Genomic DNA, 13,929 nt, shown 5'->3' with positions numbered 1-13,929 from the left:
CGGGGGGGTTTTGGGTCGGCACCCCCCTGCCCGCGCCGGCCCCCCGCGCGGGCCCGGCCCACCGCCCCTGTACGCTCGCGCGCCGGGCGGGGGGCCCCCCCCCCCTGGGGGGGGGGGGGCCCCACGCCTGTTTCCCGCCCGCTGACGGTGCGGGGACACCGACCTTTCGGCCCTTCGGCTCGAAAAGGTTCATAAGCGTATCTTGGGCGACACGACGGCTATTTGCCCGCTACCGGGACGAAAGCCCTGTTGTTGGCAGCATGGCACCGTGACCCAATATGCCGATCGCAGCACGTCGTTGCCGACGCGCGGCCGGTCCGCGGCAAGCGTTCCGCCCGTCGTGGGCACCGCCTTCTTCGACGGGATGATCGCCGCGGGCCTGGGCCTCGGAGCGTTCGCCGTGGGCGTCCTGGTGCTGTGGATCTCGTCGCCGTACCCCGACGGCGGACCCGCGGCGGCGCTGCGCTTCGCCGCCGACCTGTGGCTGCTGGCGCACGGCGCCGATCTCGTACGGACCGAGACGCTCTCCGGGGTGCCCGCACCGGTCGGCCTGACGCCCCTACTGCTCACGGCACTGCCGTGCTGGCTGCTCTACCGAACGGCGCGGCACGCGCTGGACGGCGCGTGCGCGGACGACGAACCGCATGCGGTGGATGTGCCGCATGTGCCGCATGTGCCGGATGTCGCGGACCACCCCGATGCTTCGGAGGCGCCGGACTCCTCGGACACGCCGGACACGCCGGACGCGCCGGATCATGCGGCCGGGCCGGACCCGTCCGTCGGCCCGGATCCGTCCGCCGGGCTCACGCCGCGCACGGCGATCCTGGCCATGGCCGGCGGCTATCTGCTGGTGGGCGTGTGCGCCGTGCTCTTCGCCTCCTCGGGGACCGTGCGGGTCTCGCCCTGGAGCGCGCTGCTGCACCTGCCGGTGTTCGCGGCAGTGACCGTCGCGGCCGGGGTGTGGACGGCTGCGGGCTGCCCTGGCTGGCCGCGGTCGGGGCGTGTGCGCCGCGTGGTGAACGTGCTGCCCGCGTGGCTGCGCGGTTGGTTCACCCGCCGCCGGACGGTCGCGGCGGTACGGGCCGGAACGGCCGCTACGGCCGTGCTGTTCGGCGGTGCCGGGCTGCTGCTGGCGGGTTCGCTCGCGTGGCACGCGGCGGAGGCCCAGGACTCGCTGTTCCAACTGACGGAGGACTGGTCGGGGCGGGCGGCGGTGTTGCTGCTGTGCGCGGTGCTGCTGCCCAACGCGGTCGTCTGGGCGGCGGCGTACGGGCTGGGGCCCGGGTTCACGGTCGGCGCGGGCAGCGTGGTCGCTCCGCTGGGCGCGGTCGCGTACCCCGCGCTGCCGAGCTTCCCGCTGCTCGCGGCGATTCCGTCGCCGGGCGACGCGGGGCCGCTGATGCTGGTGGTGGCGGCGTTGCTGTCGGTCGCGACGGGGGCGGCGGTCGCCCGCTTCACCGTCCCGCGGCCCCCTGCCGTGGTGGGCGTGCGGGAGGCCGCCGGGATCGCCGCCCTCGCCGCCGTCGTCTGCGCGGCGGTGACCACCGTCCTGGCGTTCGCCGCCTCGGGCGCCCTCGGCTCGGCCACCCTCGCGACCTTCGGCCCGCCGTGGTGGCTCACCGGCGGGATGGCACTGGCGTGGACCTTCTCGATCGGTGTCCCGGGGGCGTTGGTGCTGCGCTGGTTCCGGCGGGGTGCGGCGGTGGAGCGGCGGCGCCCGAAGCGCCCCCCGGCCGCCCGGCCCGCGCCACCGACGCCGGTCGAGGCGAAGGCACCCCGGTGGTGGACGGGAGGGGCGCTCGTCCGGAGTGCCGCGGGCTGGCTGGGCTTCGGTGCGCGGCCGGCGGGCGGCGACGGGACGGCGGCCGCTCCCGTCGTCACCCCTGTGGTCGGTCCCGGGTTGCCCGCGCTGGCCCTGCCGGGCGTGAGGTCGGCGCCCCGGGTGGCCGAGACGCCCGCACTCCCCGCTGCCGGTGCGCCACCGAAGCCGGCGAAGCCGGCGGCGCCGAAGGCCGTGGTGGCCGTATACCGGCCGCCCGGCCTGCCCGTACTCCCGGCCCGCGCCACCGGGCCCGGACCGGAGCCGGAGTCGCAGTCGGGGGCGGGGGCGGGGGCGAAGGCCGCGACCGAACGGTCGTGGTGGCCCGGCATGCTGCCGGGGACGGGCGGGCCGAGCAGCAAGGAGCGCAACCGCGGTGAGGCCGCGGACCGCGACCGCGACCGCGACCGTGACCGGGAAGACCGCAAGAGCCGCTGGACACGGCGGGTCGGCAAGACCGACGGGGAGGCCTCGACGGGTGCCCAGGGCGGCGAGGCCGCAGAGGCCCGGCCCGAACGCGGAGTCTTGGTCGAGCGCGTGGGCCGTACGGGCGGCTGGGCGGACCGGGCGGGTCGCAAAGTCCGCGGGGCTCCGGAGACCGGCGATGGCGGAACGAAGAGCAAGGACGGGGCCGACCAGGAGGCCAGCAAGGACGGCGGCAAGGCGCGGGCGCCTTGGGGCGGCCTGGCCGGGCGCTTCCGCCGCGAGGCCCGCGCCGACCGGAGCGGTAAGGGCCCCGAGACGCGGGAGGGTGGCAAGAACGCAGGGGACACCAAGGTCCGGGCAGACCGGGTGAGTCTGGCCGAACGCGTGAGCCGTGAGATCCGGGCCGGGCGCAGGAGCCGGGGGGACCGCAGGAGCCGGGGAAACCGCGAGGCCAAGGAGGAGGGCGGCAAAGGGCACGGGGACGGGAAAAGACGCAGGCCCCGCCACGCGGCGCCGCCCACCCCGACGTTCTCCGCCACCCTCCGGGGCGCGCCGAACTGGCACGACACCCGAGCCCGACAGGTCCGCTGGGCCGCCCTCAAGGACTCCGGCGGCGGTCTCATGCCCGACTTCGAACCCCGAGACCTGACGAAGCCGACCGACGGCCCGTAACGCGGGTTCGCCTGCGGCGAGCGAGCACCGACGCGCGGGGCCCCGCCCAGCCGGTGGCGCTCCGCGCCCGGTACCGGTGGCGCAGCCGCCGCCGTGCTCGGGCGGCCGACGCGGTGGCGCGTGGGGCCGCGACCGGGCTGGCGTTGCTCTTCCTGCGCGGCCAGCGAGCCACGACCTGCCTCTGCCTTGGCCGCTTGTCCGACCAGGGGCGGCCTGTTGCTCGCGAGCCGGGGCGGCGGTGTGAGGGTGCCTCAGCCGGTCGGGCTCCGCGCCCGGTACCGGTGGCGCAGCCGCCCCCGCGCGGGCGGCCGACGCGTCGGCGCGCGGGGGCCCGCCCAGTCGGGTGAACTCCCCGCGCGGCCCGCGCCACGGCTCCTCCGCGGCGCGCCGGCCCTCCGCCCCGTTCGCCCGGTGCGTAGCCGCTCGTTCAGTCCCGTTCGCCCAAGAGCGGGCGCAGTTGCTTCGGGAGGTGGTTCTCGCAGGCCTGGCGGGAGGTCTGGGTGAGGGCGTCGTCGACGCAGGTGTAGTAGTCGCTGTAGACGAACTGGAAGGTGAACGTCGCCGCCACGATGGCCAGGGCGAGGCCGCCCGTGACCAGGCCGCTCACGGCCGCCGTCGTCTGCGGGCGGGAGGCGGTCGGGTTGGGGGTGCCGTTCGGGGGCGGTGGGATGTCCGGGTCCGTGCGCTGGAGCTTGGGCTTGGCGCGCAGGGCGCTGACGCCCCAGTAGACGGAGAGGGCGCCGAGGAGGAGGGCCACCTGGGGGATGCTGAACAGGGCGAAGAAGAAGCCCCACATGCCGGCGAGCAGGGCGTAGCGGGCACGCCGCTGGGCCGGGTCCGTGGGGTCCCAGCGGAGGCCGCCCGGGCCGCCGCCGGAGGGGTTCGGGCCGCCCGGTCCCTTGCCGCCGCCGAAGCCGCCGCCCTGGCGGCCCGGCTGGCGGCTGCTCCACTCGCTGCCCCACGCCTGGGGCGGGTCCTGGCCCTCGCGGCCGTCCTCGGGCCCTTCCCCGGAGGAGTCGTCCTCCGGCCCGCGCCGCGGCTGCCACGGCCGGTCCGGCCGGCCCTCGGGCGGCGCGGCGAAGGGGTTGTCCCGCTGCTCGTCGGACGGCGACGGGGAGGACGGCGTCTGTGCATCGCTCTCGTGCGACATGCGGGCGTTCCTCATCACTGCCCTCCGGAGGACGCGGCGGAGGCGGTGGACGCGGTGGGCAGCGAGAGGCGGTGAGCCGCGTGGCGGCGTCGGTCCGGCATGTGGAGTGTGTCTTCCCCTTGTGTCGGGCGGTGTCGGCGTCGGTCGGCGTCGGTCGGCTTCTGCGTCGGCTGGTCGGCTGTGCCGGCGTCCGCCGACGTCCTGGCGGGCTCCGCGAGCCCCGCACACCGCAGGTCCCGCGACTCCCGCACATCGAACGTACGGCGGCGTGCCCGGATTCCGCGCCCGGATTCCGCGCGTCGCCCCGGCGCGTCGCGGCCGCATGCCTTTACCGCGTGGTGCCGAATCAGTCCATCGCCTCCGCACATCACATTCGTGCGCTGCTTCCAGACGCTACCTTCCGCGCGCGCCCCCGTCCCGTGGGGGCCGTTCCGAGTGCCGGTATCGTTGCTGGCGGTCGGCGGCTTCGTAGAGTCCCCCGTATTCGGGGACCCCTCCGTCTCGTACGACCATACAAACCGCATCACCCGCGAGAAAGGGCCCCGCTGTGGCCTCCCCACCTCCCGCGTATCCCGGCCCCCGGCACCACCCGGCCCCCGCCCGTCTCGTCGTGCTCGTCTCCGGTTCGGGGACGAATCTGCAGGCCCTGCTCGACGCGATCGCCGCCGACCCGGCCGGCTACGGCGCCGAGGTGGTGGCCGTGGGCGCCGACCGGGACGGCATCGCCGGGCTGGAGCGGGCCGGGCGCGCCGGGCTGCCCACGTTCGTCTGCCGGGTGAAGGACCACCCGACGCGGGACGCGTGGGACCGCGCGCTGACCGAGGCGACGGCGGCGTACGAGCCCGATCTCGTCGTCTCCGCCGGTTTCATGAAGATCGTGGGCAAGGAGTTCCTCGCCCGCTTCGAGGGCCGCGTGGTCAACACCCACCCGGCTCTGCTGCCGAGTTTCCCCGGTGCCCACGGCGTGCGCGACGCGCTCGCGTACGGCGCGAAGGTGACCGGCTGCACCGTCCACTTCGTCGACGACGGCGTCGACACCGGCCCGATCATCGCCCAGGGCGTGGTCGAGGTCCGGGACGAGGACGACGAATCCGCGCTGCATGAGCGGATCAAGGAAGTCGAGCGAGAGCTGCTCGTCGATGTCGTGGGGCGCCTGGCCCGTAACGGCTACCGCATAGAGGGACGAAAGGTAAGAATCCCGTGACCGTCGAAGGTACGACCGCCGAAGGTACGAAGCGGCCCATCCGGCGCGCGCTGGTCAGCGTCTACGACAAGACGGGGCTGGAGGAGCTGGCCCGCGGGCTGCACGCGGCGGGCGTCCAGCTCGTCTCGACCGGCTCGACGGCCGGCCGGATCGCGGCGGCCGGGGTCCCGGTCACCAAGGTCGAGGAGCTGACGGGCTTCCCCGAGTGCCTGGACGGGCGGGTCAAGACCCTGCACCCGCGCGTGCACGCCGGCATCCTCGCCGACCAGCGGCTCGCATCGCACCGTGAGCAGCTCGCCGAGCTGGACATCGCGCCCTTCGAGCTGGTGATCGTCAACCTCTATCCGTTCCGGGAGACCGTCGCCTCGGGCGCCGCCCCCGACGAGTGCGTCGAGCAGATCGACATCGGCGGCCCGTCGATGGTCCGCGCCGCCGCCAAGAACCACCCGTCCGTCGCCGTGGTCGTCAACCCCGACCGCTACGCCGATGTGCTGAAGGCCGCCTCCGAAGGGGGCTTCGACCTCACGCAGCGCAAGCGGCTCGCCGCCGAGGCGTTCCAGCACACGGCCGCCTACGACGTGGCCGTGGCGAACTGGTTCGCCGACGACTACGCGGCCGACGAGGGCCCCTGGCCGGACTTCACCGCCGTCACCTACGCCCGCAAGCAGGTCCTGCGCTACGGCGAGAACCCGCACCAGCCCGCCGCGCTCTACACCGACGGCACGGGCAAGGGCCTCGCGTACGCGGAGCAGCTGCACGGCAAGGAGATGTCGTACAACAACTACGTCGACACCGAGGCCGCGCGCCGGGCGGCGTACGACCACACCGACCCCTGCGTCGCGATCATCAAGCACGCCAACCCGTGCGGCATCGCCATCGGTTCGGACGTCGCCGAAGCGCACCGCAAGGCCCACGAGTGCGACCCGCTGTCCGCGTTCGGTGGTGTGATCGCCGTCAACAGCCCCGTGTCGGTCGCCATGGCCGAGCAGGTCGCGGAGATCTTCACCGAGGTCATCGTGGCCCCGGCCTACGAGGACGGCGCGGTCGAGGTGCTGGCCCGCAAGAAGAACATCCGCGTGCTGCGCTGCGCCGACGCCCCCGCGGCGCACGGCGAGACCCGTCCCGTCGAGGGCGGTGTCCTGGTCCAGGTCAAGGACCGGCTCCAGGCCGAGGGCGACGACCCGGCCAACTGGACGCTCGCCACGGGCGAGGCGCTGTCCGCCGACGAGCTCGCCGAGCTGGCCTTCGCCTGGCGCGCCTGCCGCGCGGTGAAGTCCAACGCGATCCTGCTGGCCAAGGGCGGCGCGACCGTCGGCGTCGGCATGGGCCAGGTCAACCGCGTCGACTCCGCGAAGCTGGCCGTCCAGCGGGCGGGCGAGGAGCGCACGCAGGGCTCGTACGCGGCCTCGGACGCCTTCTTCCCCTTCCCCGACGGGCTGGAGGTGCTGACCGCCGCCGGTATCAAGGCCGTGGTCCAGCCGGGCGGTTCGGTCCGTGACGAGCAGGTCGTGGAGGCCGCGAAGGCGGCGGGCGTGACGATGTACCTCACCGGTACGCGCCACTTCTTCCACTAGTCGGCTGCCACCGGTCGGGCGGCCGCCGGCCGGTACGACCGGAGGCCGCACCCCCGTGCGGGGTGCGGCCTCCGGCTCCGGACGGCTGCGGCGCTCAGTAGCGGGGGCGCTGGAACCATTCGGACGACGCGCGCTTGGCCGCGAAGACGATCACCAGGATCGACGCGACCAGGGTCACCAGGCCGAGCCCGTACACCACCGAGGTGATCAGACCGCTGATGATGCCGAACGAGGAGTAGACGATCGAGCCGACGCGGACGCCGTTGCGGCCCTTGGCGTAGCGGACGGCGAGGATGATGCCGATGATCGCGAAGACGGCGGCCAGCAGGACGAAGAAGACGATGACGCCCTTGCCGGCGTCGATGACCGTGTCCACGTCCACCTCCTCACCGTTCGCGGTGCGGACGGTGCCGTTCGAGCCTTCCTTCTCGACCGCGTCGTCGATCGCGGCGATCGCGGCGGCGAAGAGGCCCGCGAGCACCACGTGAACGCCGGCGATGACGTACATCAGGATGCGGGCGGCCTTGGTGAGGCCGGGCATCACGAAGGGCTGGCCGTAGGGCGCGCCGTTGTACCCGCCCTGAGCCTGGGGGAAGGGGGCGTACGGCTGGCCGGGCTGGGCCGGGATGCCCTGGGGTGCCTGCTGCGGGTAGCCGTAGCCGGGCTGACCCTGCGGGGGCTGCTGCCCGTACGGGTTGTTCTGGTCGCCGAAGCTCATGGTGAGGGTGTTCCTCCGTAGTCGTGCGGGGACGGCGCGGACATCAGGAGGAGAGATTGCAGAGCGGTCCGCCCCCCGTCACAGCCCGCGGCACTGCCAGATCATCGTTGTTGGGCTCTTGACATTTGTCCAGCCGATACCCGTATGCGTTGTACATGGACCACGGTCCGTGAAAACCACCGTGAATATCACCGGGGCCGGCCCCGCCCGGATTGGAACGAGGGCCGCCCCATCCTGGAGGATGAACCCATGACCGCCCAGATTCTCGATGGCAAGGCCACCGCCGCCGCGATCAAGTCCGAACTCACCACCCGCGTGGAGGCGCTGAAGGCCAGGGGCGTCACGCCCGGCCTGGGCACCCTCCTCGTCGGCGACGACCCCGGCAGCAAGTGGTACGTGGCCGGCAAGCACCGCGACTGCGCGCAGGTCGGCATCGGTTCGATCCAGCGCGAGCTGCCCGACACCGCCACGCAGGAAGAGATCGAGGCGGTCGTCCGCGAGCTGAACGACAACCCCGAGTGCACGGGCTACATCGTTCAGCTCCCCCTCCCCAAGGGCATCGACACCAACCGGGTGCTGGAGCTCATGGACCCGGCCAAGGACGCGGACGGGCTGCACCCGATGAGCCTGGGCCGGCTCGTGCTCAACGAGACGGGTCCGCTGCCCTGCACCCCGTACGGCATCATCCAGCTGCTGCGCCACCACGGCGTCGAGATCAACGGCGCGCACGTCGTGGTCGTCGGCCGCGGTGTCACCGTCGGCCGCTCGATCGGCCTGCTGCTGACCCGCAAGTCCGAGAACGCCACGGTCACCCTCTGCCACACCGGCACCCGTGACCTGTCCGCGCAGCTGCGCCAGGCCGACATCATCGTCGCCGCGGCGGGCGTGCCGCACCTGGTCAAGCCGGAGGACGTGAAGCCGGGCGCGGCCGTCCTGGACGTCGGCGTCAGCCGGGACGAGCACGGGAAGATCGTCGGTGACGTCCACCCGGGCGTGGCCGAGGTCGCCGCCTGGATCTCCCCGAACCCGGGCGGCGTGGGCCCGATGACGCGGGCGCAGCTGCTGGTGAACGTGGTGGAGGCCGCGGAGGCCGAGGCCGCGGGGCGCGCGGCAGGAAGTGCCCATGAGTCCTGAGCCGGGGCCCTCCGGGCCGGCACGTGGTTCTGAGGGCGGCCGCCCTGAGACCTCGGCTTCCGGGAAGCGGCCGGGCCCTGCGGGCGGGCCAGGTCCCGGTCCTGAGTCCGGGAACGGCTCTCCCGGGCAGCCTTCGGCCCCCGGGGCCACGCAGCGTTCGGAGCCTTCGGCTTCCGGGAAGCGGTCCGAGGCCGGAAAGGGTTCCGGGTCCGTGAACGGTTCCGGGTCCTCGAAGCGCCCGGCGCCCGGCGCGCGGGCGAAGGCGGGGAAGGCCTCCGAGTCACTGAACGGTTCCGCGTCCACGAAGGGGCCCGATTCCGCGAACGGTTCCGAGTCTTCGGAGCGCCCGGAGTCCGGGGCGTCGGCGCAGGCCGGAAAGCGCTCGGATGCCGGCAGACCCTCCGGGGCGGCGCCGCGCCGTGCCACGGCGCCGCGCCGTGCCACGGCGCCGCCGCGTAACGGGCCCGGTGGGCGGCCCGGGTCCGGGAAGTTCTCGGAGGCCGGCGGAGGCGACGACTCCGGGCCCGGGAAGTCGCGTCGGTTCCAGGCGGTCACGCGGGACACCGCGCGCCCCGAGGGCGGCGGCCGGGCCGCGCCCGGGGACGCGCCCGCGCCGGCACGGCAGTGGCCGCTGCTGGCCGTGCTGGGCGTGACGGGGCTGGGGCTGCTGCTCGTCGCCTTCGACGCGTTCCGGGTCGGCACGATCCTGATCGGCCTGGCGATGATCGGCGGCGCCGCGCTGCGCTGGGCGCTGCCGTCCGTGGGCATGCTGGCCGTGCGGTCGCGGTTCACCGACATGTTCACGTACGGCGGCCTGGGGGTGTCCATCGTGCTGCTCGCCCTGATGGCGCAGCCGAAGGCGTGGCTGAAGATCCCGTTCCTGGACGACGTGCTGCACTTCACCGTGCGGTGACGCGGACGGGGCCTTGAGTGACTGTTCGTCCCCTCGGCGGTTAAGTGTCTCGATGACGGGCCGTCCTCTTCCCGCCCCGCCGGGGGAGGGGAGAGGCGCCGCGATGGCATCCGCGCGAGAGGGACGCTTCACCTCATGGCCAAGATCAAGGCAGCCGAGCCCGTCGTCGAGCTCGACGGCGACGAGATGACCCGCATCATCTGGTCCTCCATCAAGGACACGCTGATCCTGCCGTACCTCGATGTCGAGCTGAAGTATTTCGACCTGGGCATCGAGCACCGCGACGCCACCAGCGACCAGGTGACCCTCGACGCCGCCGCCGCGATCAAGGAGCACGGTGTCGGCGTCAAGTGCGCCACGATCACGCCGGACGAGGCGCGGGTGGAGGAGTTCGACCTCAAGGCGATGTACCGCTCGCCCAACGGCACCCTCCGCAACATCCTCGGCGGGGTGATCTTCCGCGAGCCGATCATCATGGCGAACGTGCCGCGCCTGGTGCCGGGCTGGACCAAGCCGATCGTCGTCGGCCGTCACGCGTTCGGCGACCAGTACCGCGCGACCGACCTGAAGATCCCGGGGCCGGGCACCCTCACCATGACGTTCACGCCGAAGGACGGTTCCGAGCCCGTCGAGGTCGAGGTCCACGAGTTCCCGGGCGCGGGTGTCGCGCTGGCGATGTACAACCACGACGACTCGATCCGCGACTTCGCGCGCGCCTCGTTCCGTTACGGCCTGGCCCGTGGCTTCCCGGTCTACATGTCCACCAAGAACACGATCCTCAAGAAGTACGACGGCCGGTTCAAGGACATCTTCCAGGAGGTCTTCGACGCGGAGTTCAGGGCCGGCTTCGATGCCAAGGGTCTGACCTACGAGCACCGGCTGATCGACGACATGGTCGCCGCGGTGCTCAAGTGGGAGGGCGGCTACGTCTGGGCGTGCAAGAACTACGACGGCGACGTCCAGTCCGACATCGTCGCGCAGGGCTTCGGCTCGCTCGGCCTGATGACCTCCGTGCTGATGACCCCCGACGGCGGGACGGTCCTGGCCGAGGCCGCGCACGGCACGGTCACCCGCCACTACCGGCAGCACCAGCAGGGCAAGGAGACCTCGACCAACCCGATCGCCTCGGTCTTCGCCTGGACCCGCGGTCTGGCCCACCGCGGAAAGCTCGACGGCACCCCCGAGGTCACCGGATTCGCCCGGACCCTGGAGCGGGTCTGCGTCGAGACCGTCGAGAGCGGCCGGATGACGAAGGACCTCGCGCTGCTGATCTCCAAGGACGCGCCGTGGCTGACCACTCGGCAGTTCCTCGACGCGCTGGACGAGAACCTCAGGAGGGAAATGTCCCTCTGACAGGGGGGCGACGACCGGGTGGCGACGAACAGGGCGGGCACGAGGCGGACACAAGGCACGGCCGGTCCTCCACCCCCGTGGGAGGACCGGCCGTCACCTCCTCTTGAGGATCACGACCGCGTCGATCCCGATCAAGGTCCGGTGGTGCTCTGTGGCGCGGAGGTGACCGTTTCGGTACGAGGTCCCCGTCGCGTATCGGATGTCCGCAGAATGTGACGAAAGTGCTGCGCGGCGCACGCCGGGGCGGAGCGGTTCCGGTGGCGTCATGGGGGCGTGCGCCCGTGCGCGTGACGCATGTGATCAACCACAAGTACTTCCGTGCGCCCTGGTGTTGGGAACTGACCTGCCGAGTTGCGGCATCCCTGTGGACAGTCGGCGCCGAAGCTGTGGAGTGGGCGCGCAAGGGGTAGGAAAGGGCACGGAAAAGTAACCGGAAGGGCAGAGCAAGGTTCACCGTAGGCATCGGGGGACAGGGGAGGGCAATGCCTCGCTGGAAGGCGCTACCGGAGGAACTCGACCCGCACGTGCGCGAGTTCGCCGAGCAGCTGCGCAGACTCGTCGAACGCAGCGGTCTGAGCGTCGCCGCCGTCGCGGACCGCACCGGATACAGCAAGTCGTCGTGGGAGCGCTATCTGAACGGGCGGCTGCTGCCGCCGCGCGCGGCGGCCGAGGCGCTGGCCGAGGCGACGGGCGCCGACGTCGGGCACCTGAGCACGATGTGGGAGCTGGCCGAGCGTTCCTGGAGCCGTTCGGAGCAGCGGCACGACGCGACCCTCGACGGGGTGCGCGTCGCCCAGGCCCGCGCCGCGCTGGGCGAGTTCGGCCCGCCGGCCGTGAGCTCGGCGTCCCGTGAGCCCGGCGGTTACCACGCCGATCCGATAGGCCCGCAGACAGGCCCGCAGCGGGGCCGGTCGGAGCAGATACGATCCGCCCCGCCGGACGGTGGGGCGTCCGCGCCGCCCTCCTTGGTGGGGGCCGGGCAGTCGCCCGACGTGCGGGCGGCCGCCATCCCGGACGAGCGGCGGCCGCGCGCCCATGTCGCCCTGTTCCTGACCGGTGTCCTCGGTGCCCTGCTCGTCGTCGCCGCCGCGCTGCTGCTCTTCGGCATGGACGAGGACGACACGGGCGGGCAGGCCGGGCCGGGCACGTCGCCGAGCGGCAGCGTCGTCGGGCTGCCCGCCGGGGTGAAGTGCTCGGGCGCCGACTGCGCGGGCAAGGACCCGGAGACCATGGGCTGCGGCGGCCGGCACGCCACCACGGCCGGCTCCGCGACCATAGGGACCTCCTATCTCGAGGTCCGCTACAGCAAGGTCTGCGGCGCGGCCTGGGCCCGCATCACCCAGGCCGCCCCCGGTGACACGCTGCGGGTCAGCGCGGCGGCCGGCGGCGGGGTGGCGGCCCGTACGGAGGACGGCCGGGTCGACCGGGACGCCGACGGCTACACCCGCATGGTCGCGGTGGCCGGCCCCGAGCGGGCCTCGGCCTGCGCGACGCTGACGACCGGCCGCAAGGGCTGCACCGTGCCGCGTGCGGCGTCCGCCGCCGGCTAGGACGCCGGCTTTGCCCCTACGGGCCGTGTCGGTGTGACCTCCGCTGCGCGGTGGTGGTGTCCTCGATCGCCGGACGGGCTGGTTTCGGCTGAGCCCGGCCCGATCAAGCCCGTCCGGCGTTCGAGGACGTGCCCGCAGGGCGCTTGCCGCCGCAGGCGGCACAGGCGGCCCGCAGTCGGCAGGACGGCCCGTAGCCGAAAGATCCGCCGGACGGGCACCCGTGAGGCGTCCCACACAGGGTCGGCGGTTCGCATGGTGCGCGGTCGGATAGCCTGACGCCGGGTCTCTTGACACCGAGAGAGATCCTCACAAATGGGCAGGGACACCCAACCCCAGTTCGCAGCAGGAGATCGCCATGACCCGCACTCCCGTCAATGTCACCATTACCGGCGCGGCCGGTCAGATCGGCTACGCGCTGCTCTTCCGCATCGCCTCCGGTCACCTCCTCGGCGCGGACGTGCCGGTCAAGCTGCGGCTGCTGGAGATCCCGCAGGGCCTCAAGGCCGCCGAGGGCACCGCCATGGAGCTCGACGACTGCGCCTTCCCGCTCCTCCAGGGCATCGAGATCACCGACGACCCGAACGTCGGCTTCGACGGTGCGAACGTGGCCCTCCTCGTCGGCGCCCGCCCCCGCACCAAGGGCATGGAGCGCGGCGACCTGCTCGAGGCCAACGGCGGCATCTTCAAGCCCCAGGGCAAGGCCATCAACGACCACGCCGCGGACGACATCAAGGTCCTCGTCGTCGGCAACCCGGCCAACACCAACGCGCTCATCGCGCAGGCCGCCGCCCCGGACGTACCGGCCGAGCGCTTCACCGCGATGACCCGCCTGGACCACAACCGCGCGCTCTCGCAGCTCTCGAAGAAGACCGGTGTCCCGGTCTCCGAGATCAAGAAGCTGACGATCTGGGGCAACCACTCCGCCACCCAGTACCCGGACATCTTCCACGCCGAGGTCGCGGGCAAGAACGCCGCCGAGGTCGTGAACGACGAGAAGTGGCTGGCCGACACCTTCATCCCGACCGTCGCCAAGCGCGGCGCCGCGATCATCGAGGCCCGTGGCGCGTCCTCGGCCGCCTCCGCCGCCAACGCCGCCATCGACCACGTCCACACCTGGGTCAACGGCACCGCCGCCGGTGACTGGACCTCCATGGGCATCCCCTCGGACGGTTCCTACGGCGTGCCCGAGGGCCTCATCTCCTCCTTCCCGGTCACCTGCAAGGACGGCAAGTACGAGATCGTCCAGGGCCTGGACGTCAACGAGTTCTCCCGCACCCGCATCGACGCCTCGGTGCAGGAGCTCTCGGAGGAGCGCGACGCGGTCCGCGGTCTCGGCCTGCTCTGACGCGTTCCGCGGTCCTGGTCTGCTCTGAGCTGAGCCTCATCTGATCAACCCGCTTTTCGTACGGGCGTACT

At 73.0% G+C, this 13,929-nt stretch carries 10 protein-coding genes; 8 read left to right on the top strand and 2 right to left on the bottom strand.

Annotated features, from left to right (window positions below):
* Positions 1-298: 298 nt before the first annotated feature.
* Positions 299-2,917 (top strand): cell division protein PerM, encoded by a 2,619-nt coding sequence (locus FHS38_RS35245; protein ID WP_260420704.1) that lies wholly within the window; start codon positions 299-301, stop codon positions 2,915-2,917.
* Positions 2,918-3,344: 427 nt separating this feature from the next.
* On the opposite strand, the gene FHS38_RS11445 is transcribed toward FHS38_RS35245, so the two are convergent.
* Entirely contained in the window at positions 3,345-4,067 is a 723-nt protein-coding gene (locus FHS38_RS11445; RefSeq protein WP_229822191.1) for a hypothetical protein, read from the bottom strand.
* A 547-nt stretch (positions 4,068-4,614) separates the two neighbouring features.
* Between FHS38_RS11445 and purN the strand changes: the two genes are divergently transcribed.
* Positions 4,615-5,271: a phosphoribosylglycinamide formyltransferase gene (gene purN, locus FHS38_RS11440; RefSeq protein WP_184733352.1), complete on the top strand. Its 657-nt coding sequence runs from the start codon at positions 4,615-4,617 to the stop codon at positions 5,269-5,271.
* A complete protein-coding gene (purH, locus tag FHS38_RS11435; RefSeq protein ID WP_184733351.1) occupies positions 5,268-6,845 on the top strand; it encodes a bifunctional phosphoribosylaminoimidazolecarboxamide formyltransferase/IMP cyclohydrolase in 1,578 nt (525 codons plus the stop codon). Before purN ends, purH begins: the two co-directional genes overlap by 4 nt.
* Before the next feature lie 94 nt (positions 6,846-6,939).
* Here the strand turns inward: purH and FHS38_RS11430 are convergent, their stop codons facing one another.
* Positions 6,940-7,563: a hypothetical protein gene (locus FHS38_RS11430; protein WP_184733350.1), complete on the bottom strand. Its 624-nt coding sequence runs from the start codon at positions 7,561-7,563 to the stop codon at positions 6,940-6,942.
* Between the two features lie 249 nt (positions 7,564-7,812).
* Between FHS38_RS11430 and FHS38_RS11425 the strand changes: the two genes are divergently transcribed.
* The 5 genes from FHS38_RS11425 to FHS38_RS11405 all read left to right on the top strand — a co-directional run bounded on the left by FHS38_RS11425 (position 7,813) and on the right by FHS38_RS11405 (position 13,858).
* Positions 7,813-8,697 (top strand): bifunctional methylenetetrahydrofolate dehydrogenase/methenyltetrahydrofolate cyclohydrolase, encoded by an 885-nt coding sequence (locus FHS38_RS11425; protein WP_184733349.1) that lies wholly within the window; start codon positions 7,813-7,815, stop codon positions 8,695-8,697.
* 211 nt (positions 8,698-8,908) lie between these two features.
* Positions 8,909-9,610 (top strand): DUF3017 domain-containing protein, encoded by a 702-nt coding sequence (locus FHS38_RS11420; protein WP_184733348.1) that lies wholly within the window; start codon positions 8,909-8,911, stop codon positions 9,608-9,610.
* A gap of 135 nt (positions 9,611-9,745) precedes the next feature.
* Positions 9,746-10,963, top strand: a complete 1,218-nt coding sequence (locus FHS38_RS11415; protein ID WP_184733347.1) for an NADP-dependent isocitrate dehydrogenase — start codon at positions 9,746-9,748, stop codon at positions 10,961-10,963.
* 482 nt (positions 10,964-11,445) lie between these two features.
* The gene (locus FHS38_RS11410) at positions 11,446-12,513 is read left to right on the top strand and encodes a helix-turn-helix domain-containing protein (RefSeq protein WP_184733346.1); all 1,068 of its coding nucleotides are present in this window, start codon (positions 11,446-11,448) and stop codon (positions 12,511-12,513) included.
* Between the two features lie 355 nt (positions 12,514-12,868).
* The gene (locus FHS38_RS11405) at positions 12,869-13,858 is read left to right on the top strand and encodes a malate dehydrogenase (protein WP_184733345.1); all 990 of its coding nucleotides are present in this window, start codon (positions 12,869-12,871) and stop codon (positions 13,856-13,858) included.
* Positions 13,859-13,929: the final 71 nt, after the last annotated feature.

It is taken from the genome of Streptomyces netropsis (genome assembly GCF_014203545.1).
Lineage (GTDB): Bacteria > Actinomycetota > Actinomycetes > Streptomycetales > Streptomycetaceae > Streptomyces > Streptomyces netropsis.
This window is presented reverse-complemented; position numbering and strand designations above follow the sequence as displayed.